General features: G+C 39.7%; 20 protein-coding genes and 1 riboswitch. Of the genes, 7 read left to right on the top strand and 13 right to left on the bottom strand.

Going from position 1 to position 22758, the window contains the following annotated elements; translation table 11 throughout:
• Positions 1-340 precede the first annotated feature (340 nt).
• From ribF to DNJ75_RS05360, 4 genes are all read left to right on the top strand, one after another.
• Positions 341-1279 (top strand): bifunctional riboflavin kinase/FAD synthetase, encoded by a 939-nt coding sequence (ribF, locus tag DNJ75_RS05345; protein ID WP_117002163.1) that lies wholly within the window; start codon positions 341-343, stop codon positions 1277-1279.
• 202 nt (positions 1280-1481) lie between these two features.
• The gene (gene ileS, locus DNJ75_RS05350) at positions 1482-4289 is read left to right on the top strand and encodes an isoleucine--tRNA ligase (protein WP_117002164.1); all 2808 of its coding nucleotides are present in this window, start codon (positions 1482-1484) and stop codon (positions 4287-4289) included.
• The gene (gene lspA, locus DNJ75_RS05355; RefSeq protein ID WP_117002165.1) at positions 4276-4755 is read left to right on the top strand and encodes a signal peptidase II; all 480 of its coding nucleotides are present in this window, start codon (positions 4276-4278) and stop codon (positions 4753-4755) included. The genes ileS and lspA overlap by 14 nt, the downstream gene beginning before the upstream one ends.
• A 203-nt stretch (positions 4756-4958) precedes the next feature.
• On the top strand, positions 4959-6110 hold the full coding sequence (locus tag DNJ75_RS05360) for an ATP-binding protein (RefSeq protein WP_117002166.1): 1152 nt from the start codon (positions 4959-4961) through the stop codon (positions 6108-6110).
• Positions 6111-6117: 7 nt separating this feature from the next.
• Here the strand turns inward: DNJ75_RS05360 and DNJ75_RS05365 are convergent, their stop codons facing one another.
• Entirely contained in the window at positions 6118-7380 is a 1263-nt protein-coding gene (locus DNJ75_RS05365) for a hypothetical protein (RefSeq protein WP_117002167.1), read from the bottom strand.
• A 274-nt stretch (positions 7381-7654) separates the two neighbouring features.
• On the opposite strand from DNJ75_RS05365, the gene DNJ75_RS05370 reads away from it, so the two are divergent.
• Positions 7655-7840: a hypothetical protein gene (locus tag DNJ75_RS05370; RefSeq protein ID WP_117002168.1), complete on the top strand. Its 186-nt coding sequence runs from the start codon at positions 7655-7657 to the stop codon at positions 7838-7840.
• A 4-nt stretch (positions 7841-7844) separates the two neighbouring features.
• On the opposite strand, the gene ribH is transcribed toward DNJ75_RS05370, so the two are convergent.
• The 5 genes from ribH to DNJ75_RS05400 all read right to left on the bottom strand — a co-directional run bounded on the left by ribH (position 7845) and on the right by DNJ75_RS05400 (position 13263).
• Positions 7845-8273, bottom strand: a complete 429-nt coding sequence (gene ribH / locus DNJ75_RS05375) for a 6,7-dimethyl-8-ribityllumazine synthase (protein WP_117002169.1) — start codon at positions 8271-8273, stop codon at positions 7845-7847.
• 2 nt (positions 8274-8275) lie between these two features.
• On the bottom strand, positions 8276-9484 hold the full coding sequence (gene ribB, locus DNJ75_RS05380; RefSeq protein ID WP_117002170.1) for a 3,4-dihydroxy-2-butanone-4-phosphate synthase: 1209 nt from the start codon (positions 9482-9484) through the stop codon (positions 8276-8278).
• Entirely contained in the window at positions 9468-10076 is a 609-nt protein-coding gene (locus tag DNJ75_RS05385; RefSeq protein ID WP_117002171.1) for a riboflavin synthase, read from the bottom strand. The genes ribB and DNJ75_RS05385 overlap by 17 nt, the downstream gene beginning before the upstream one ends.
• Positions 10077-10085: 9 nt before the next feature.
• Complete coding sequence (ribD, locus tag DNJ75_RS05390) at positions 10086-11171, bottom strand: bifunctional diaminohydroxyphosphoribosylaminopyrimidine deaminase/5-amino-6-(5-phosphoribosylamino)uracil reductase RibD (protein ID WP_224742301.1); 1086 nt, start codon at positions 11169-11171, stop codon at positions 10086-10088.
• 227 nt (positions 11172-11398) lie between these two features.
• A riboswitch (FMN riboswitch) is annotated at positions 11399-11551 on the bottom strand.
• A gap of 71 nt (positions 11552-11622) precedes the next feature.
• The gene (locus DNJ75_RS05400; protein WP_117002173.1) at positions 11623-13263 is read right to left on the bottom strand and encodes a CTP synthase; all 1641 of its coding nucleotides are present in this window, start codon (positions 13261-13263) and stop codon (positions 11623-11625) included.
• 181 nt (positions 13264-13444) lie between these two features.
• On the opposite strand from DNJ75_RS05400, the gene DNJ75_RS05405 reads away from it, so the two are divergent.
• Positions 13445-13771 carry a type II toxin-antitoxin system RelE/ParE family toxin gene (locus tag DNJ75_RS05405; protein ID WP_117002243.1) on the top strand — a complete coding sequence of 109 codons (327 nt, stop codon included), beginning with the start codon at positions 13445-13447 and terminating at the stop codon, positions 13769-13771.
• A complete protein-coding gene (locus tag DNJ75_RS05410) occupies positions 13768-14085 on the top strand; it encodes an addiction module antidote protein (protein WP_117002174.1) in 318 nt (105 codons plus the stop codon). The genes DNJ75_RS05405 and DNJ75_RS05410 overlap by 4 nt, the downstream gene beginning before the upstream one ends.
• 44 nt (positions 14086-14129) lie before the next feature.
• Here DNJ75_RS05410 and argH read toward each other — a convergent pair whose 3' ends face one another.
• From argH to argG, 7 genes are all read right to left on the bottom strand, one after another.
• A complete protein-coding gene (gene argH, locus DNJ75_RS05415; RefSeq protein WP_117002175.1) occupies positions 14130-15548 on the bottom strand; it encodes an argininosuccinate lyase in 1419 nt (472 codons plus the stop codon).
• Positions 15536-16651, bottom strand: coding sequence for a M20/M25/M40 family metallo-hydrolase (locus DNJ75_RS05420; protein WP_224742299.1), 1116 nt, complete (start codon positions 16649-16651; stop codon positions 15536-15538). Before DNJ75_RS05420 ends, argH begins: the two co-directional genes overlap by 13 nt.
• Positions 16652-17464, bottom strand: coding sequence for an acetylglutamate kinase (gene argB, locus DNJ75_RS05425; RefSeq protein WP_157968220.1), 813 nt, complete (start codon positions 17462-17464; stop codon positions 16652-16654).
• The gene (locus tag DNJ75_RS05430; RefSeq protein ID WP_117002177.1) at positions 17451-18464 is read right to left on the bottom strand and encodes a Rossmann-fold NAD(P)-binding domain-containing protein; all 1014 of its coding nucleotides are present in this window, start codon (positions 18462-18464) and stop codon (positions 17451-17453) included. Before DNJ75_RS05430 ends, argB begins: the two co-directional genes overlap by 14 nt.
• A gap of 208 nt (positions 18465-18672) precedes the next feature.
• On the bottom strand, positions 18673-19848 hold the full coding sequence (locus tag DNJ75_RS05435; protein WP_117002178.1) for an aspartate aminotransferase family protein: 1176 nt from the start codon (positions 19846-19848) through the stop codon (positions 18673-18675).
• A gap of 9 nt (positions 19849-19857) precedes the next feature.
• Complete coding sequence (gene argC, locus DNJ75_RS05440; protein ID WP_117002179.1) at positions 19858-20829, bottom strand: N-acetyl-gamma-glutamyl-phosphate reductase; 972 nt, start codon at positions 20827-20829, stop codon at positions 19858-19860.
• A gap of 6 nt (positions 20830-20835) precedes the next feature.
• Positions 20836-22692, bottom strand: coding sequence for an argininosuccinate synthase (gene argG / locus DNJ75_RS05445; protein ID WP_117002180.1), 1857 nt, complete (start codon positions 22690-22692; stop codon positions 20836-20838).
• Between the last annotated feature and the right edge of the window lie 66 nt (positions 22693-22758).

Below are 22758 nucleotides of genomic sequence, written 5' to 3' on the forward strand. Positions count from 1 at the left end.
GAAAAACTGCTATGAGTTATCCAGAGAGTTATTTAAAAGTGTCATTGCTAAGTTTGTGACTGAGTTCGCACCATCGATGGAATCGCTACTACCAAAATTCATGCCATCCATCAATGCGTAAGTCCTATATAAATAAAAATAAGTTTACCATACCCTTTTAAGACAGCAAAAATAAATATTTCAATGTTGAATCACGAATTGAATCAAAGTAAACGGTTGCCATCAAGCAAAGCAATAAATACTGTAAAATGGCTTGCAGCTGGTATACAATGCTTGACAGTTTTTAACACCTCGCTTTGTCATGTATCAAAGCGATTAATTAGGCATAAATAAACTTAACATGCAGCTTTTACGATTTGCAGATTTACATAACAATAAAAATCAAACACCAAGTATTGTCACCATTGGGAACTTTGATGGCATGCACTTGGGGCATCAGTATATTATCAATCATGTGCAGCGATTGGCTAAAACCAACAGCGCCAAAGCGACAGTGGTGACATTTGAGCCGCAACCGAAAGAGTTTTTTTTAAAAGAAGCTGCGCCTTTACGCATCACGCCTTTTCGCGACAAGATCCAAGCATTTAAGGCACTCAATATTGATCAAGTACTCTGCCTGCAGTTTAATCAAAAGCTTGCAATGCTATCAGCAGAAACCTTTGTTAAAATGATTCTTGTTGGTGGTCTTAATGCTCAACATATCATTATCGGTGATGACTTTCGTTTTGGTTATCAGCGTCAAGGTGATTTTAAGCTACTTAAAGACTTAGGGCAAAAATATGGCTTTAGCGTAGAAAGCCTCCCTTCTTATACTTTAGATGATACACGCATTAGCAGCAGCCACATCCGCCAACTACTAAATAGCGGTCAGTTCAATGATGCCGCGCATTTTTTGGGACACAGCTACTCGCTCAGTGGTCGCGTGCATCATGGTGATCAAAATGGGCGCAAGATTGGTTTTCCAACCATTAACATCCCCATGCCAACAGCCGTTGTCGTTTCAGGGGTTTATGTTGTCAACGTGCATGTTCATGGTAAAACATATCACGGCATTGCCAATATCGGTATCCGCCCAACAGTCGGTGGCAGATTACGTTTATTAGAGACACATATTTTTGATTTCACACATGACTTATATGGGCAATATGTTACGATTGAGTTTTTGCATTTTGTGCGTAGCGAGAAAAAGTTTGCAAACTTTGACGCACTCAAAGCACAAATAAATGATGATAAATTAGCAGCACTTATGTGGCTTGAAAAACATACAACAAAGATATAAAACAAATAGGAAATCGGAGTTACGTACAATTAAATAGGTAACTTTAAAAAACACCCCGTCAGCCTACGGCTGCCACCCCTCTTGCAAAGAGGGGAATTTAAAATTGGCTTCTGCTTGATTCCCCTCTTTGCAAGAGGGGTGCTAAAGCTTGCGAGGCGGGGTGTTGAAATACAATTTAAAATAACGGGTTAAAGGGTAGAATATGGCAGATTATAAAAGCACGTTAAACTTGCCGAAAACATCATTTTCAATGAAGGCAAATCTCGCGCAAAAAGAACCGATGCGCTTAAAACAATGGTATAGCGATGAAGCTTATCAACAGATTCGCGAGCATTTCGCCGGTAGAGACAAGTTTATTTTGCACGATGGTCCTCCATATGCCAATGGCGATATTCACGTCGGTCACGCGGTCAATAAGATCTTAAAAGATATGGTGATCCGCTCAAAAACACTTTCAGGTTTTGACGCACCTTATGTCCCAGGTTGGGATTGCCATGGTTTACCGATTGAGCTGCAAGTTGAGAAAAAACATGGCAAAGCAGGAGCTAAAATTAGTGCCAATGCTTTTCGTAAAGAATGTCGTAAATATGCTGCCAAACAAGTACAGCGCCAAATTACAGACTTTAAACGTTTGGGAATTTTAGGCGATTGGGATAAGCCTTACTTAACCATGAACTTTGACTACGAAGCCAATATGGTGAGAACTCTAGGTAAGATTATTGAAAATGGTCACTTAACCAAAGGCTTCAAACCAGTCCACTGGTGTCCTGAGTGTGGCTCAGCACTTGCTGAAGCCGAAGTTGAATACAAAGATAAAATCTCACCTGCTATCGATGTTAAATTTGCCATCATTGAGCCAAACACTTGGGCAGAGCGCTTTGGTTTAGATGCTTTACCTGAAAACACTTCTGCAGTTATTTGGACGACAACACCGTGGACGTTACCCGCGAATCAGGCGATTGCCGTGCATAATGAAATAAGCTATGCCGTAGTTAACTTCAATCATGATCAACATATTATTGTTGCTACAGAGCTAGCTGAATCGATTATGAAACGCGCGAGTATTGAAGAATATCATATCCTTGCCAGTGTCTCAGGTGATCAGTTGACCGACTTAAAAGCACATCACCCTTTTTATAATCGTATCGTGCCCGTGCTTCATGGTGATCATGTTACCGTTGATTCCGGAACTGGTCTTGTGCATACCGCGCCAGCTCATGGGGTTGAGGATTTCGCATTAGGTAAACTGCATGACTTACCGGTTGACAACCCTGTTAACAACAATGGCTGCTATCACAGTAACACCGAGCTTTTTGCTAATGAATTTGTCTTTAAAGCCAACGATCATGTGATTGAAGTGTTAACACAAAACAACGCCCTTCTTAATTTAAATAAACTAGAGCACAGCTATCCACACTGCTGGCGCCACAAGACACCACTTATTTTCCGCGCCACACCACAATGGTTTATCAGCATGGAAAAAAATAAATTGCGTGCACGTGCTGAAGAAACCATCAAAGAAGTGAAATGGGTGCCAAGCTGGGGACAAAGCCGCATTGAAGCGATGATGCAAGACCGCCCTGATTGGTGTATCTCACGTCAACGCACTTGGGGTGTGCCTATTCCTTTATTTATTCACAAGGAAACCGAAGAGTTACACCCACGAACTCAAGACATTATTGAAAAAGTTGCCAACGCCATTGCCAAAGGTGGCGTCGAGGCTTGGTTTGATGCTGATGACAGTCAATTCATTACTGAAACCGAAAATTATCAACGCGTCACCGATACACTTGATGTCTGGTTTGACTCAGGCTGCTCAAACGCTTGTGTGCTTGAGTATAATGAAGATTTGCAATTCCCTGCTGATTTATATCTTGAGGGTTCTGACCAGCATCGTGGATGGTTTCAAACTTCACTCTTAACAAGCTTAGCGCGTCGCGATCAAGCACCCTTTAAGCAAGTACTAACCCACGGGTTTACCGTTGATGCCCACGGCAAGAAAATGTCCAAATCTCTTGGCAACGTTGTCTCACCACAGGATGTCGTTAACACATTAGGTGCTGATATCCTAAGACTATGGGTTGCAGCAACTGATTATCGCACTGAGATGACCGTATCTGATGAAATTCTCAAGCGTAATGCCGATACCTATCGCCGTTTGCGTAATACAGCACGCTTTTTATTATCGAACCTTGAGGGCTTTAATCCACAAACTGATTTAATCGACTTTGATCAGTTGGTTGCATTGGATCAATGGGCAATTGCCAAGGCAGATGAAGTGCAACAGAAAATTATAAAAGCGTATGATGAGTATAACTTCCATGTTGTGGCACAACAGATTCATCATTTTTGCTCAATTGATATGGGTAGCTTTTATCTTGATGTCATTAAAGATCGTCAATACACCGCAAAAGCTGATGGTTTGGCACGCAAGTCTGCACAAACGGCAATGTATCATATCATTCATGCTTTAGTGCGTTGGATGTCACCGATTTTATGCTTTACGGCTGATGAAATTTATGAAGCGATTCCTGGCGAGAAATCACCTTTTGTTAGCTGTGAATGGTATCAAGGCTTATCACAAATGCCACAATCAGCTAAGCTTGATCTGCCATTTTGGCAAACGATTCAAGAGGTGCGCACCGAATGCAACAAACTACTTGAAGCCAAACGTGCTGAGGGTGTGTTAGGCGCTTCCCTTGAGGCTAATATCACGCTTTATGCTAACGATGCCTTACTAGCGCAATTAGCTAAACTTAAAGATGAGCTACGCTTTGCGTTGATTGTTTCTGATGCGCATATCAAACCATTGTCTGAAAAACCTGAGTTTGCGCATGACTCAAGTATTAAAGGCTTAAGCATTGTCGTTGAGAAATCAGTGGCACAAAAATGTGAGCGTTGCTGGCATCGACGCGAAGATGTCGGCAGTCATAGCGAATATGCTGATATTTGCGGCAGATGTGTTGAAAACATCACTACTGAACAAGGAGAGCTACGTGAGTTTGCGTAACAATCAACTGCGTTGGGTTATTTTAAGTATTATTGTCATTATTATTGACCTTGGCACAAAATACCTTGCCTCACAAAATCTAACTTATGGACAACCAGTTGAAATCCTGCCCTTTTTTAACTTAACCTTATTGCATAATTATGGTGCGGCATTTAGTTTTCTAAGTAATGCTAATACCACATGGCAAGTGATTCTCCTCTCTGGTATTGCGCTTATTGTCGCTATTGTGATCTTGATATGGTTAGCGCGTTTGCCTAAAAACAAAAATCTAACTGCCTGTGCTTTAGCACTTATCTTAGGTGGCGCCTTGGGTAATGTTTACGATCGCATAATTCACGGTTATGTCGTTGATTTCCTTGATTTTCATATCAACAATTATCATTGGCCAGCTTTCAATATCGCAGACTCTGCCATTTGTATCGGTGCCGTGATTTTGATTTTGATGAGTTTTAAATCTAAAAAATAACATTTTCCTGCTGAATAAACGTTGGCTGAGCATTAGTCGAAGCCATTTTATATACTACTGCTCCCTTCGACTTTTCTCAGGGTACGATATTAAAAATTGCAAACTCAGTTTGCAATTTTTAATGCAAATTGCAAACTCAGTTTGCAGTTTGCATACTCAATCTGATACCATTCACCTATTCTCGTCAAATGTGATTCGTCATAATGTATAAAAGATTACTTAGCATTGATACCAAGATGAAAGCAAGTGTTTTCTTATTTGGACCTCGAGGTACAGGCAAAACGCATTGGTTAAAAGACACATTTCCTTCGGCTATTTATTTAGATTTGCTAGATGATGCAACTTACACAGAGCTGCTTGGCGACCCAAAAGCATTATCGCGTAAAATTCCTAAAGCCTATAACGATTGGGTTATTATCGATGAAGTTCAGAAAATTCCAAACCTACTTAATGAAGTACATCGCCTTATTGAACATCAAGGACAGCGCTTTATATTGACGGGCTCTAGTGCTCGCGCACTTCGCAAAAAAGGAGTTAATCTTCTCGCAGGGCGCGCATTAACTTATCACATGCATCCATTAACTGCTATCGAACTTTCCAATGATTTTGATTTGGCTTTTGCGATACAGTACGGGACACTTCCCATGACGTATAACGTTAATCAACCAGAGCACTTTCTTAAAAGTTATGTGCAGACTTATTTAAAAGAGGAAGTTCAGCAAGAAGCATTAACCAGAAGCTTATCTCTTTTCACAAAGTTTTTACAAACGGCGAGCTTTTCGCAAGGTGAAACAATTAACTATAGCAATATTGCACGTGAGATTGGCAGTAACCACCAAAGTGTGCGTAATTTCTTTGATATTCTTGAGGATTTGCTCATTGCTTATCGACTGCCAATCTTCACGCGACGTGCAAAACGTGATGTTATTACACAACCAAAGTTCTATTATTTTGATACTGGAGTGTATCGCGCCATTCGCCCCAAAGGAGTGCTTGACTCTGAAGAAGAACTCTCAGGTGCCGCTTTTGAAACATTATTTTTTCAACAAGCTAAAGCATTGAATGATTATTTTTTCTGGGGATATGAGTTTTATTATTGGCGAACACGCACGCAACAAGAAGTTGATTTTGTTTTATATGGCGAAAGAGGTTTATATGCCATTGAAATTAAACGCAAAGCCAAGCTCACAGCACAAGATTTTAAAGGATTGGATCTTTTTCAAAAGGATTACCCGATGGCAAAATGTATTATGTTATATGGTGGAGATCAAACCTATTATGACAATGAAGTAAATGTTATCCCCTTTGCCGTAGCAATTCGTTCATTAGATAAAATTCTAGCGGGAGATAGTTGAGAAACAGCTATTTTGCTGCTGGCTTTAATAAAGCAGGACCAAATGCATCGGGGTTGTCTTTCGGATTTTTACCTACAATCCTAGGGTCATCAGCTTTTAAATATATAAAATTCTTATACCCTGTTTTTATAACCTCACTGCCACTGCCCCACGTTCCTATATATGGAACAAAATCACCTTCCTGATTATATGCAGTATTAGTAAGTGGAACGGCATCAGTCGAATACCAGAATGAACCATCTGTTTTATAGGCATAAATCCACAAATTTTGATCTCTAATAAGCACTCCAAATGTTGAAAACTCTGTTGCAGGCACTCCGCCATTTTCTGCCCATGTGCCTAGCTGTAATCCTTGTATAGCATTTGGATTCCATCCAGAATTACCCCCTGTTGGTAGATTAATTTGCGGTCCAGTTGGTTTCCATTTCGTCTCTAGAACATCTATTTCTCGTCCTATACCGCCTTGAGCACCACCTGATCCGTCTAAATAGTTTTGCGGTCCAGGAATCATGTTTTTACGCTCTGCTAAATAAAAAGTTTCACAAAAATCACCTGCACCATTTGAACCTACTTTTACATCAATCTGCCAAAGACCATCTTTGGCTGCACCGATGCCGTTACCAATGGTGACACCATCTTGATTTATACCAATTGGATAGGCTCTACTACCTTGCGTCCCATATTGATTAGCTTCTGTTGTTTGATATACGGCATCATTGCTCACTTGCCAACGCCCCAAATCATTAGATCCATAGTCCTGTACCCAAAAACTATCTCCGGCGACTACTTTGTCTTCTTGATTACCCATACCATTTTGCCACCCCTTATTAGTAATAATCGGTGGAGTACTATTTATAGATATTTCAAAATAGCGACGATCTTGCCAACAATCCTGATCATAATGTGACTTACTAGCATCATATTTAAATGTTAAATATCCATTATTGTCAAATAAATATTGATTGCCAGAACCATCTGTTTTAACACTTATTGAAGCCGTACCTAGATAATCACCTTGCGCGGTTTTAATATCTAAAATTAGATAATTAAATAACATATAGTTATACACAAACTCTGGAGTGAATATTGTTCCAACAGGAGCACTCAGCTTTTGATCGCCCCATGCTCCACCTTTAGTTACAGTTAATGTAAATTGAGAATCATTCTCCCAGCTACTTATAAAGGGGCACTCTTCTCCTGAGGCATAAACCCAAGGTGAATAAACAACCACTAAGAAAATACAAATAAGTTTATATTTATTAATTTTCATAACGACTCCTTCGTCTTCTTGTTGTTAAAAAAACATTAATACCTTTAAATCCCTTGCAATTATATGCATGAGTAACTCAAATTAAATATAGTTCATATGACTAAAAATGACTGATTTTTTGGCAAATTCATCAAAGAGTTGTTGATATTGCTTCTTAAATGAAAATTTACTGACATTAAAATAAATACCAATTGTTACTCATTTGAAACAGACAAAAGAATATTAAATATATATAATTCGCATCTACTTCAAACACATTAAAAAGGTCGCCTCTATGAGAGCAATACTTCTTATCACTGTCAAAATGATAGCGATGATTACGCTAACAGAAAAGGCTTATGCCATATATAACAGTGGTTATCCTGCGTATAAAGTAGAAAACATTAAGCGTGAAGATACCAACATAGATCAGAAAACTACTTATCCAGCATATGCAAGTACAGAAGATATAAAAATCTAATGGATTAGGCGTTGATGTCTTTTTTAAGCTTAATCATATCCAATGCGGCTTTCAGCGCATATTTGCCTTTATGACCTTTTTCGCCACCGACACGCGCTAACGCTTGATCCTTGTTATGCGTTGTCAACACCCCAAAAATCACCGGCAGGTCATAACTCATCATCACATCTTGTGTGCCTTGTGATACTTGCATACAGACGTAATCATAGTGATCAGTTTGTCCACGAATAACACAACCCAACAAGACAATAGCATCATATTTCTTGGTTTTAGCTAGCTGCTTTGCCGCATAAGGTAACTCGACAGCTCCTGGCACTTTGTAAACTTTCGGCGTTTTTATCGCCTGATTTTGCGCCTCTTCAAGTGCGCCTTCCAATAACTTATCGGTAATTAACGCATTAAATTCACTCACAACAATCGCAATCTTTGGCATCTTCATACTCCTTTTATGCTATGGTTTAGCCGTTGTTTTTTAGTTTGTAAATATCCTTTATTATGCTCATGTACATCTGACTCTGATACGAGCACCTGCACTGCAATATTCGCCTTTTGCAGAGCCTGCACTTTTTCAGGGTTATTTGATAATAGCTGGCATGACTTTATATCATAATATTTAAGCACTTGCAGCGCATGATCATAGCGACGATTATCTATTGGCAAATTAAGTGCTTCATTGGCTTCAATCGTATCCATGTGCTTTGCTCGCTGCAACTCATAGGCTTTAAGCTTATTCACCAAGCCAATATCGCGCCCTTCTTGCTCAAGATAAATCAAAATCCCACCACGATCAGCAATCTCATGTAATGCGTGATGCAACTGTGATTGGCAATCACACTTTAATGAACCGAATAAATCGCCCGTAATACACGATGAATGAATACGCACGAGTGGATTATCTTTAATGTCTTTGCTTATGACTTTTATTTCACTTTGGGTCACCGGATCGACAAAAACACTCATCTCAAGCTCGCCATAATCACGAAAAGGAATAAGGCTACTTGCCGCTTTTGTAATAAGCTTTTCAGTTGCCAAGCGATATAAACGAAGCTCCTCAATACTTAATATCGGCAAATCATGAGTAAGAGCAAAGCGCTCAATCTCTTCGCCTTTCATCATGCTGCCATCTTTATTCATCAGCTCACACAAGACTGCTGCCGGATGAAAGCCTGCCATTTTCACTAAGTCAACACTTGCCTCTGTATGCCCTTGACGCCCTAACACCCCATAATCATTCGCAACTAATGGGAAAATATGCCCCGGACGACTAATATCACTAGGATCAACGTCAGGGTTTGATGCCACTTGAATCGTGTGCGCGCGATCTTTCGCCGATACACCTGTTGTTACCCCTTCTTTTGCTTCTATCGTGATAGTAAAAGGCGTTGTAAATTGACTGGTGTTTAAATCTGCCGGCACCATTGGGTTTAATTGCAAGCGTTTGGCATGCGCTTTTGACATTGCCAAACAGACAATACCACTGGCATGTTGTAGCATTAAATTGACATTCTCAATATTCGCAAGCTGCCCTGGGAAGATTAAATCACCCTCATTCTCACGATCTTCATCATCGGTTACGATAATACTTTTACCTTGTTTTAGGGCATTAACTGCGGCTTCAACGCGTGTTTTAATTCTTTGAAACATATTGTATTTTCTCCATATAATGATGAATGTGTTTACCAATAGGATCCGCTTCAAGGTTGACCTTGGTGCCCACTTGATAATTCTTAACAATAGTGGCATCAATAGTATGCGGAATAAAAGTGACCGTAAAATAGTCGCCTTTTACTTCAATCACGGTAATGCTCATACCATCAATGGTGATAAATCCTTTATTAACTAAATATCTTAATATCTCTAAAGGCGCAGAAATAGCCACAAGCCAAGCCTCTGCTTCATGGGTAATCGATTTCACTTCACCGACACCATCAACATGACCTTGCACCATGTGCCCACCGATAAAATCATTTAAGCGTAACGATAGCTCAAGATTAACATGCGATCCAGCAACGAGCTGTCCCAAGGTTGTTTTACGCAATGTTTCAGGTACCGCTTCAAAGCTCACTAAGCCCTTTACTTTATCCAAAGTAACGACCGTTAAGCACACACCATTAATGGCAATGCTATCACCTATTTTACAACTGGCTAACTGCTCTGAGCGAATCACCAATGTGATTAAATCAGACCCTAAAACCGAATCAACCGTTGCCACTTCCTGTACAATACCACTAAACATAACTACCTCTTACGATCTTTTATTTCCTGTTTTTCCTGCTTTTTCTATGCGACCCATACAATAATAGTCATCACTCAAAAACCCATTATCTTCGATATTAACGCGCTTCTTGTGCTTAAAATCGGCAATGATCATAGGTGCTACATAACTTTGCACTTCATCGACTAACTGCGCCGCAAAAAAAGCATTTAGTAATGTTCTACCACCCTCAACTAAGACACTAGTAACACCTCTTTGCGCCAATATTTCTAATACTTTTGTAAGGTCAATCTCGCCCTGATTTAATGATACTTTGATACACTCAATACCTTTATGCGTTAATGCATCAAGCGTATCTTGATCCGCCAAATCACTGGTAATCACAATACTCTCAATACCATCATTAAAAAGCCTAGCATCACATGGTAACTGGCAGGTTTTTGATAACACAATACGTAATGGATGCTTAATAAACTCAGCATCTGAAACTCTCACGGTAAGACTTGGATTATCTTCAATCAGCGTCTCGCGCCCAATCATAATCGCATCAACGCTATTACGTAGATTATGCACTTGCTGTTGTGATGTTTTATTAGTAATTTGTTTATTATCTTGTGGATGAGTAACCATCTGACCATCGAGTGACATGCCCCATTTGGCAATAACATATGGGCGTTTATACTTATGATAATGAAAAAATATTTTATTCATTACAGTCGCTTCATCATGCATAAGCCCTGTCTCAACAACAATACCCGCCTGTTGTAAACGCTTAATACCCTTACCTGCCACTTGTGGGTTAGGATCAACACTCGCGACAACGACTTTAGCAACTTGTGCCGTGATCAAGCGCTCGGTACAAGCCCCCGTTCTGCCAACATGGCAACACGGCTCAAGGGTAACATAAACAGTCGCGCCTTGCGCGCTATCCCCTGCTTGATCTAAGGCATGAATCTCGGCATGTTTATCTCCAGCAAAGCGATGCCAACCTTCACCAATAATTTGACCATTTTTAACAATCACGCAGCCAACCATTGGGTTAGGTGACACACTCAAAGCGCCACGCCTTGCCAACATCAGCGCTTGAGACATATAAAAATAATCCGCTTGAAACACTTGCAATAATCACCCTTTCATTAATTTATTTAACTTCAGGGACAAGCAAAAGAAATAAACATATGCAAAATGGGCAAGAGCAGCACATTGATAATGAGTTCAACATTCAACATTCAACATTCAACATTCAACATTCAACATTCAACATTCAACATTCAACATTCAACATTCAACATTCAACATTTTAAAATATAATGCACTTGCACTTTACACATATGTTAATCATATTACTTCTTCTTTCATCCGGACTATAACCGTCGGCTCTGGAATCTCACCAGATCTGCTGACCTTTGACCTTTAAATCAAAGCGCTCGTGGGCTTTTCTAAATGCTTATAGAATTACCACCGGTGGGGAGTTTCACCCCGCCCTGAAGAACTAGAGTTGAATTCTACGTTGTTTTGAATAAAAAATCCAGAAGTGATAAGCACTTCAGCTGATAACTTATAAGAACTACAAACACGCCTTAACAAAGCCTTCAAATAAGCGATGACCATCACGCGGGGTTGAGGTAAACTCTGGATGAAACTGGCAAGCCATAAACCATGGGTGTGTTGGAATCTCAACCATCTCAACCAGTTTTTGATCCTGTGATTTGCCACTGATAACAAGTCCTGCATTTTCCAATGCTTCAACATAATTATTATTAACTTCATAACGATGGCGATGACGCTCTTTAATGCTATCAGCAGCATAGACCTTGTGCGCTAAACTATCCTTTTTCAAGTGGCATAATTGCGCACCAAGTCGCATCGTACCCCCCATATCAGATTGCAATGTACGCTTTTCTTTATCACCCGTTGCTGTTTGCCACTCGGTGATTAAGCCAATTAAAATATCTTGGGCTCTGGGGTCAAACTCCGTACTATTGGCGCCCTTTAATCCCAATACATTACGCGCATACTCAATTACGGCAACCTGCATGCCTAAACAAATCCCTAAGAATGGAATTTTATGCTCACGCGCGTATTGCACTGCTTTGATCTTGCCCTCAACCCCTCGTGATCCAAAGCCACCAGGCACTAGAATACCATCAACTTTACCGATGACTTTTTTAACATCACCTTTTTCGATATCCTCTGAGTCAATAAACTTAATATTAACCTTGGCATGATTGTGAATGCCAGCATGAAACAGTGCCTCATTTAATGACTTATAGGCTTCCGTTAGACTAACGTACTTACCAACCATGGCAATGGTAATTTCTTTTTGTGGATGATTAATCTCATAGACCACCTTATCCCATTCGGATAAATCCGCTGAGCGCACATGAAGCCCAAGTTGACTCACCACACAAATATCTAAACCTTGATCGTGATATTTGCGTGGAATCTCATAAATACTTGAGACGTCTTCCGCACTAAAAACCGCAGATTCGGCAACGTTAGTGAACAAAGCAATTTTACGCTTTTCATCATCACTAAAGCTTTTCTCACAACGACAAACCAAGATATCAGGCTGAATACCAATAGAACGCAGCTCTTTGACTGAATGCTGTGTTGGTTTGGTTTTGAGCTCGCCTGCAGCTTTAATGTAAGGCAATAATGTCAAGTGCAAAAACAAACTGCGTGACTTACCCAACTCTTGCGCTAGTTGGCGAATCGCCTCAAGAAAAGGTAATGATTCAATATCACCGACCGTGCCGCCGACTTCAACAATCGCGACATCAATCTTATCATCAACACCTTGTAAGATTTTAAGTTTAATCTCATCAGTAATATGTGGGATCACCTGAATCGTACCACCAAGATAATCACCACGGCGCTCTTTTTTTATCACATCTTGATAAACACGCCCTGTCGTGAAGTTATTACGCTTGGTCATTTTAGTACGTATAAAGCGCTCATAATGCCCTAAATCAAGATCAGTTTCAGCACCATCTTCGGTGACAAACACCTCACCATGCTGCAATGGACTCATCGTACCAGGATCAATATTAATATATGGATCAAGCTTCATTAAGGTAACATTTAAACCGCGACATTCTAATAAAGTTGCCAAGGAAGCTGCTGTGATCCCTTTGCCAAGAGATGAGACAACACCTCCAGTAACAAAGACAAACTTGGTACGTTGATTTTCAATACGAGTTGACATAAAAGATAATACATTAAGCGCTGTTAATGTTGGCAAAGAATAGCAAAAAGCCCTTTGTGAAGCTAGTTAAATTTATGATAAAGCATCGATGAATTATCCACACTCCTAATTTATTGCCAAATTTAAGCTATTGGGATAATTATTGTTTTACATAATGTTGCTTATAAACTACAATCAGGACATGAAACAGATACGCATATACAAAACACCAGATGGGAAAGAACCATTTAATCTATGGCTTGATAACATCAAAGACAAAATTACCAAAGCTAGGATACGTAGGCGAATTGATCGCTTATATTTTGGCAATGAAGGTGATCATAAACATGTTGGCAATGGTGTGTTTGAACTACGACTAGCGTTTGGCTCTGGATATCGTGTTTACTATGCTAAAGAAGCTGAAATCACATATATTTTATTGCTTGGTGGTGATAAAAAAACACAGCCTAACGATATTAATCTAGCTCAAAAATATTGGCTTGAGCTAAAGTTAGGAGACCATTTATGAACAAAAATATTGAGCAAAATACAACAGATTATCATGCACACTTAATTCAAAGTTTACATGATAAAGAAGAAGCCGTAGCCTATCTAGAAGTTGCGCTTGAGGAATATGAAAATGACGGCGATAGTCAAGCTTTTATGCTTGCACTTAAAAATATCGTTGAAGCGCAAGGCGGGGTGGGTTCTTTATCAAAAAAGACTGGGTTAGATCGAGCACACTTATATAGAGTGTTATCCAGCAAAGGAAATCCAAGATTTATAACACTTGGCAATATATTGAAAGCGTTGGGTTTTAAATTATCAGTAAATTCCGTCTAAACCCATATAAACTTAAAAACAAAAAGTACGTATTTTGAGTCAGGTTATATAGCAGCTTGCATTATTTCTTCAATCGCAGAAATCGCTTTTGCAACATTAGCAACTGCTGTACCACCCATGGCTGTTTTGCTATTAACCGCTGACTCAATGCTCAACACTTGATAAACATCGTCATCAATCATCACTGAAAAATGCTGAAATTCAGAAAGTGTTAAATCAGTTAATGATTTATTTTCACTTAAAGCATAGGCAGTAATTTCTCCAACGATATGATGCGCTTTCCTAAAGGCAATACCTTTTTTAGAGAGATAATCAGCTAGCTCCGTTGCCACACAAAAGCTGCCATCATAGTTTTTATCTTTATTTACCACTAAGCTTTCAACGGTTATCGTTGTTACTTTCAACAAGTCACTCACGGTATCAACCGCAGCAAAAAGTGCCTCTTTATCCTCTTGCAGATCTTTGTTATATCCCGATGGTAAGGCTTTAACGGTTGTTAATAATGCAACTAAATAACCATTTAAACGTCCTGCTTTGCCACGAACCAACTCCATTGCATCTGGGTTTTTCTTCTGCGGCATAAGTGATGAACCCGTCGTGACTAAATCACTCATTTCAACCAAACCAAACTCGGTCGTTGAATAGATAATCATATCCTCAGCAAAACGACTTAAATGTGTCCCAATAAGGCTAATCGCAGCTAATAGTTCAATAATATAATCGCGATCACTGACTGCATCTAGACTATTTTGGGCAATTTCATTAAACCCCAACACATTGGCCATTTTCTGGCGATCCAAATGCCACGCATTGCCAGCAATCGCCCCCATGCCTAGTGGTGAGACATTGACGCGTTTTTTAATATCTAAAAGTCTCGCATAATCGCGTTTCAACATTTCATAAAAGGATAAGAAATAATGCCCCCAAGTGATCGGTTGTGCTTGTTGCAAATGCGTATAACCCATGACAAACACGTCAACATTGGCTTTAGCTTGCGCGACAAAAGCCGCTTGCAAGGCTTTAATCAAATCACATAAATGCTCAATATGCTCAAGTACCCATAACCTTGTTGCACAAGAGACTTGTTCATTGCGAGACCTCCCCGTATTGGCCTTGTAGGCAAGATCACCTATTTTATCCACCAGTGATTGCTCAACAAAGGTATGAATATCTTCAACACCATCATTGATTGCCTGCTGAATAAGATACGGATTATCATTAACCTCATGCTCGATCTCTGCTAAGGCTTGATGCAACGCCTGTAATTCGCTATCAGATAAAACGTTGATATCGCATAGTGCTTCCGTAAACGCTTTTGTTGCTTTGATATCATAAGGGAGCAGCCGATAATCAAAACTCAATGACTCATTAAAGCGTACAAATAAGGGATTATTATCCTCACTAAAACGCCCACCCCAAAGTTTTTGTTTTTCTTTTTTTTCTTTATTAATTACTTCTGCCATGGCTTATCCTTTAATTCATTAAAAAATGTGATAAAAAATTCAATGCCCTCGTTGATTTGCTCTACATAAATAAATTCATCGGCACTGTGTGAACGCTTTGAATCCCCTGGTGAGAACTTAACACTTGGGCAATTTACCATTGCCTGATCTGACGTTGTTGGCGAGCCATAGCTATTAATACCTTTTGCTAATAATGCCTGCATTAACGGATGCTCAATTGGTGTTTTACTAGGCTTAATACGTAGTGATCTAGGTGTAATTTCTGATGCCATATACTGGCGCATAATCTGCAGTACATCCTCATTGCCATAGGCATCAGTCGATCTAACATCAACGACAAAATGACATTTTTCAGGGACAACATTGTGCTTTACGCCAGCGTTGATCATCGTCACACTCATTTTCACATCACCCAATGTCTCTGAGGTTTGTACAAATTGATAACTGTTAATCCAATTAATATCATCAACAGCTTTTAATATTGCATTATCTCCTTCATTGCGTGCAGCATGTCCTGTCTTGCCATGTGCGACACAATCACAAACCATTAAACCCTTTTCGCTAATCGCAAGCTCCATGCTCGTTGGCTCACCAACGATCGCAAAGTCAATAGCATCAAAAAAGGTTAGCGCCAACTCAGCACCATTTTTGCCTGAGATCTCCTCTTCGGCAGCCGCGCAGAATAACAGATTAAAAGGTAAATCTGCCCTTTGATAAAAATAACTAAAAGTAGCTATCATACTTACCAACGCGCCACCGGCATCATTGGATCCCAAGCCATATAACTTACCATCAATGATTTCTGCACAATAAGGATCACGGGTATAGCTCTTACTCGGTGGCACGGTATCGTGATGTGAAATCAGTAAAACGGATGGTTTATGATCATCAAAATATTTATTCTTAGCGCACACATTATTACCAACTAAAGTACTAGTAATACCGCGTTCAAATAACCATTGTTGAATAAATGCCGCACTTTGTGCCTCGTCTTTTGAAATCGATGGGATTTCAATTAAACACTTTAGTAATGCTAAGGCTTCTGCTTGTTTATATGCTATATCTTCGATCAATACAGAATGCATACTTATATCATTTATCATCTAGCGCACCTCCTCTGCCAATCTAATTGCCGTGACTTTAGATTTCTCGCCTTGCAAACTACGAGCAATATTATCCGCATTACTAATCATCACTTGATAAACGTTAGAGGCTAATGCATCAAAGCAATTCTCAAGTTTAACCAACATGCCTTGCTGGATCTTGTCCTCTGCCTTTAAACGTTGATATACATTTAAATCTAAGGTTTCAATCAATGAGTGTGGATTAGCAATATCCTCATAAACCCCTGCCAAATCCATACAGTAATATAGATTGACCTGATATTGATGCGCCAAGGCTTTTGCAATTTCATATGCTACTGTGTCGGCATTGGTATTTAAAAGCTGCCCATTACCATCATGCGTAATCGGTGCAATAACAGGTAAAAAGTCATTATTGATCAAATCAATTAATACATTACGATTAACTGCTTTAACATCACCAACAAAACCAAAGTCATGCATTTCAGTTCCGCGCTTGTTACTCAGTAGCAAATTAGCATCAGCACCACTTAGCCCCAATGCATTAACACCATAAGCTTGCAACTTAGCCACTATCTGTTTATTGATGACCCCGGCTAACACCATCGTCACAAGATCTAATGACACTTGATCAGTCACACGCCGACCATTAACAAAGGTAGATTCAACACCTAGACGCTCGGCTAACTCGCTAACTTGATCGCCACCGCCATGCACAATAATGCATGGATTACTTTGCTGCGAAATAGCATGCAATAGCATATTGAGCTTACTTTCATCATCAATCACACGCCCACCTAATTTGATGATATTAAGCGTTTTATTCAACTTCATCGGCATAGACCTTTTCATTTAATAATGGTGCTTTTGACATTTGTAATTTCAACGTTTTGACAAGTTCGGATAGCACATATTGCGCGGCATAGAGTCGATTCTCGGCTTGCTCGATAACAATTGAGCATTCAGAATCAAGCACATCATCAGCAATCACAAGATTGCGTCTCACGGGCAAGCAATGCAGCACCTTGGCATTGGGGGTGTTTTTTAGATTCTCTTGAGTGATCATCCATTTGGCATCAGTATTGATCACCTTGCCGTATTCTTTAGTACTTGACCAATTTTTGACATAGATAAAATCGGCATCTTTAAACGCCTCATCTTGGTCATATATCACTTGAGCATCACCGATAAATTCTGAATCCAATTCATAGCCTTCAGGGTGTGTTACTACAAACTCATAATCCATCAACTGCATACCCTCAGCAAACGAATTTGCTACCGCATGTGGCAAGGGATTAACATGTGGCGCCCAACTTAACACAACTTTTGGTTTTTTTAGTTTTTTTGGTTTTTTATACTCTTCAATCGTTAGAATATCAGCAAGACTCTGTAAAGGATGACGCAAAGCTGATTCCAAATTCACTATTGGGCAATCCGTGTGTTTTTTAAATGCGCTAAAGATTTGCTCTTGATAATCTTGTTCTTTGTCATTGAGCTTGGCAAAGGAGCGAATCGCAACAATGTCACAATAGCTTGCAATCACTTGTGCTGCCTCTTTGATATGTTCAGGTTTATCGGTATTCATCACCACACCTTCGCTAAACTCCAGTGCCCAACCATTATTAACATCAATTGGTAATACATTCAAACCAATATTTTGTGCCGCTTTTATCGTTGAGATTTTAGTGCGTAAACTTGGGTTTAAAAAAATAACACCTAAAGTTTTATGCGCACCTAATTTATCATTCGCATATGGATTCTGCTTAATCTCAATACATGATTGAATCGCTTCTTGGATATTGTCAATATCCTTAATACTTAAATAGTGCTGCATGTTTTTTCACTCCTAGAAACTGTGTTTCTTTTATCTTATAAACTTTCTGTTGCTGAGCATTAGTCGAAGCCATTACATTTGCGTTGGCTGAGCGTCAGTCGAAGCCACTACAAATGTGACCCCTCACCCGCGCAGCCCAAGCTGCACGAGCAATCCCGCAAGGGGAGAGGTGATAGCTGGTGAACCTTATTTTTTACATTATTTCTACTCACCCCTCGACTTTGCTCAGGGTGCGGTTAACACTTTTAGATGAGTGTTCAGCTTCAATCACCTCTTTCAATGCCAAAATAAATGCATCAATATGCGACTGCTGAATCGTCAGTGCGGGCAATAAACGCATCACTTGTCCTCCTTGAGCAACACCTGTAAAGATATGCTTTTGCTTTAAAAGCGCATCACGAATTGCTTTGCAATCTAAGCTAAATTCAACACCTAGCATAAGCCCACGCCCACGTACAACGGTTACTTCAGGGATTTGCAATAATTGCGCTTTTAAATATGTCCCTTGTTGTTTGGCATTATCAACAAGTGCTTCATCGTCAATGACTTCAAGCACAGCTAACATCGCAGCACAGGCAAGATAACTACCACCAAAAGTTGTGCCTAACATGTTTTTGAATACCGGGATATCGTCTTTGATCAACACGCCACCAACAGGAAAGCCATTACCCGCCCCCTTAGCAAAAGTAATCAAATCCGGTTTAATACCTGATTGCTGAAAACTAAAAAACTTCCCTGTGCGCCCAAAGCCAGATTGAATCTCATCAACAATCAATTTTGCCCCGTGCGCTTGAGATAACTCACTTGCCGTCTGTAGAAAATGTATATCTGGTTCATAGATGCCGGCAATGCCTTGAACACCTTCAATAATTACCGCAGCCACGTCATTATCCATCGCTTCTTTCAATGCATCGATATCATTTAACTGCACACTAATGACTTGAAAACCGTTTGAAAATGGCGATTGGATGGCAGGATTATCAGTAACCGCCAAGGCAAGATTTGTGCGCCCATGAAAGCTATTACTAATGCTAATTATCTTGCTACGTTTGGTGACAACACCGGCAAGTTTAAGGGCATTTTCTACTGCCTCCGCTCCTGAGTTGACTAAAAACAGCTGGTAATTATGACAACCACTTAATTGTGCCAGTTTATCTGCCAGATGCTGCTGCATCGGCATCTCAATACTATTGGAATAAAAGCCGATATGTTGCAATTGATGAGTGATTCTTTCAATATAATGTGGATGACTATGCCCAATCGAGATCACTGCATGTCCACCATATAAATCAAGATATTGTTGATCATTGCTATCCCAAACATATAAATCTTGAGCTTTATTTAATGCAATCGGATAACGATCATATACTTCATATAAATTCATAAAATCCCCTTAAAAAACACTGGCTTTGAGTGATAAACCTAACTCACAAGGCAAACCAAACATGAGATTCATATTTTGTAGAGCTTGCCCTGAAGCCCCTTTAATCAAATTATCAATGACACTGACAACATGCAGATACTCACCATGTTTTTTCACGGATAATAAACAAGCATTGGTATTAACAACCATTTTTAAATCTGGCTCATGATCAAGTACTTTGACAAAGGCACTTTGCTCATAAAATGCTTGCAAAATTTGTTGTGCCTTTATTTCAGTAAGATCTGACTTAAAATAAATCGAGGCAAAAATACCACGACTAAAATTCCCTCGCATTGGCACAAATAATATTTGATTGTTTGCTGATAATTTCAACGCTTGTTTAATTTCAGCTAGATGCTGGTGCGAAAATGCTTTATAGACAGACATATTATTAGTGCGCCAACTAAAATGTGAAGTCTCACAAGGCATCACACCGGCACCTGTTGAGCCGGTAATGGCATTGATATGAACATCTCCATTAACATAATTGCCAAAAGGCATTAGCGCCAGAATAATAGCCGTTGCAAAGCAACCAGGATTAGCAATATTAGATGCAACTGCAATCTTACTTTGCTTAACATCCGCCAAACCATAGACAAACTCTGGATTTGCCTCAGTATCTCGATGATCCTGACTTAAATCAATTATCTTAGTCCCCTGCTTGAATTGATGGGATTTCAGTGCTTCTTTGGCTTGCCCGTGCCCCACACATAAAAACACAACATCGACATTATAATTTATCTCTTTATCGAATACGCGTTTATTATTGATCAAATAGAAATCATGATGTGTTTTGGCGATTAACTCATCGGCTTGTGAGGTACTATGTATAAATTGAATATCCACCTGTAGGTGGTTGCTAAGTAAACGCAAAAGCTCACCAGCGGTATAACCCGCACCGCCTAAAATACCAACCTTTATTTTGTTATTATGCTCAACCATAAAACCTCACCCTGTCACCGCTGCTTTGATTGAGCTTAGTGGCGTTGTCTTGGCTGATTTATCTTTATTTTGCAATTGATAATAAGCAGCAAGTTGTGTGCTCATCACTTTGGTAAACCCTTTGACATCATCACCGGTAAAACTTGCATTCTCCTCACCATATTTGGCATTTTGCGCCTGCATTAAATCATGCTCAGACTGTATACCCAACAGTACAAAATGAAGTGGATAAAGCTTCACAAACACATCCCCTGTGACCTTTGCCTGAGTCGATAATAGCAAAGCTTCAATATCACGCGCTGCCGGATCAAGAAACTGTCCTTCATGCACCATCTCAGCATAGGTATCACTTAGACTCGTTTTAATTTTAAGCTGCGCTTTGGTTAACACATGCTTTTCTAATAAGTGATGTGCCTTTATCAGGATCAAAGGAGCAGGCGCTTCAAAGCCGACACGCCCCTTGATGTTGATAATGGTGTCACCAACATGAATATCGCGACCAACACCATATTGACTGGCAATATCGTTAAGCTTCTGAATCACTTGAATTGAGTTTGATAGCTCGTCATTTAAGGCAATTGGCTCACCATTGATAAAGGTAATCTTTAGCGTTTCTTCTCTATCTTGCGTTTTAGCTATCTTAGTTGGCCAGGCCTCATCTTTTAAATATAAATGTGAACTTAAGGTCTCAACACCACCAACAGAGGTGCCCCATAAGCCTTTATTGATCGAATAATTTTTGCTACTTTCACTGCAACTTGCACCATGCTTGATCAGATATTCTTGAGTAGCAGCACGTGACAATTTCAAATCACGAATGGGTGTGATAATTTGAGCTTCTGGAGATAATATGTGAAACATCAGATCAAAGCGCACTTGATCATTGCCAGCTCCCGTGCAGCCATGTGCAATCTTAGTGATCCCCATCATATTTGCTACCTTGGCAATCGTCATTGCCTGAAAGGCACGCTCAGCACTGACAGATAAAGGATAACAGTTATTCTTAAGTGCATTAGCAAAGATCAGAAACTTAACACACTCCTGATAAAAGTCTTTGGTGACATCAATGCTTTGATGCGTTTTCGCACCCAACTGATAAGCCCTGCGTTCAATCTGTGCTAACTCAATTTGAGTGAAACCACCCGTATTGACAGTCACTGTATGCACTTCTAGATCATGCTCCTGCTGTAAATACTTAACACAAAAACTCGTATCCAAACCTCCACTGAACGCGACAATAACCTTCATTGATTGCTCCATTTTATTATTTTGTAATACACCTTGCTCTTTTTGCTCTATTTGCTCTTTCTGCTTTTGCTTTCTTTGCGGATCGTAAAGCATTCCCGTGCATAAACAGTTCTGATATCCTTTAGCTTGTAAAATAGTGAAGTTCACGCAACTCGCACATCCTTGCCAAAATGTCTTATCCGTTGTTAAGCCAGTAAAAGCCGCCGGCTCATAACCCAACTCATAATTAATACGCATCACCTGCGGGTTGGTTGTTAACCCAAAGATCTTAGCATTAGGATAATATTCACGCGCTAACATAAACGCTTTTGACTTTAGGGCTTTGGACAAACCTAAATTGCGATATTCTGGGAAAACGATTAAGCCTGAATTAGATACATAAGCTTTATCTTGCCATGACTCAATATAACAAAAGCCTACGATTTGATTAAGCAGGCGATCAATCGCAATAACTGCATGTTTTGAGCGTATTTTTCCCTGCAAATAGTTCACACTGCGCTTGGCAATACCGGTCTTTCTTTGCTTAGCACTTTCTTCAATCTGTACGGCAATGGCACTGGCAAAATGGCAATGCGTACTATTAGCAATAACGATATCGACATGACTTAGCTTCATCTAGGTGCTTTTTTTGTTAATCCAAACGAAGCTCAACGATAGCAAAGCCTTAATGATAGATAAAAT

It is taken from the genome of Cysteiniphilum litorale (genome assembly GCF_003428165.1).
In the GTDB taxonomy this organism is placed as follows: domain Bacteria; phylum Pseudomonadota; class Gammaproteobacteria; order Francisellales; family Francisellaceae; genus Caedibacter; species Caedibacter litoralis.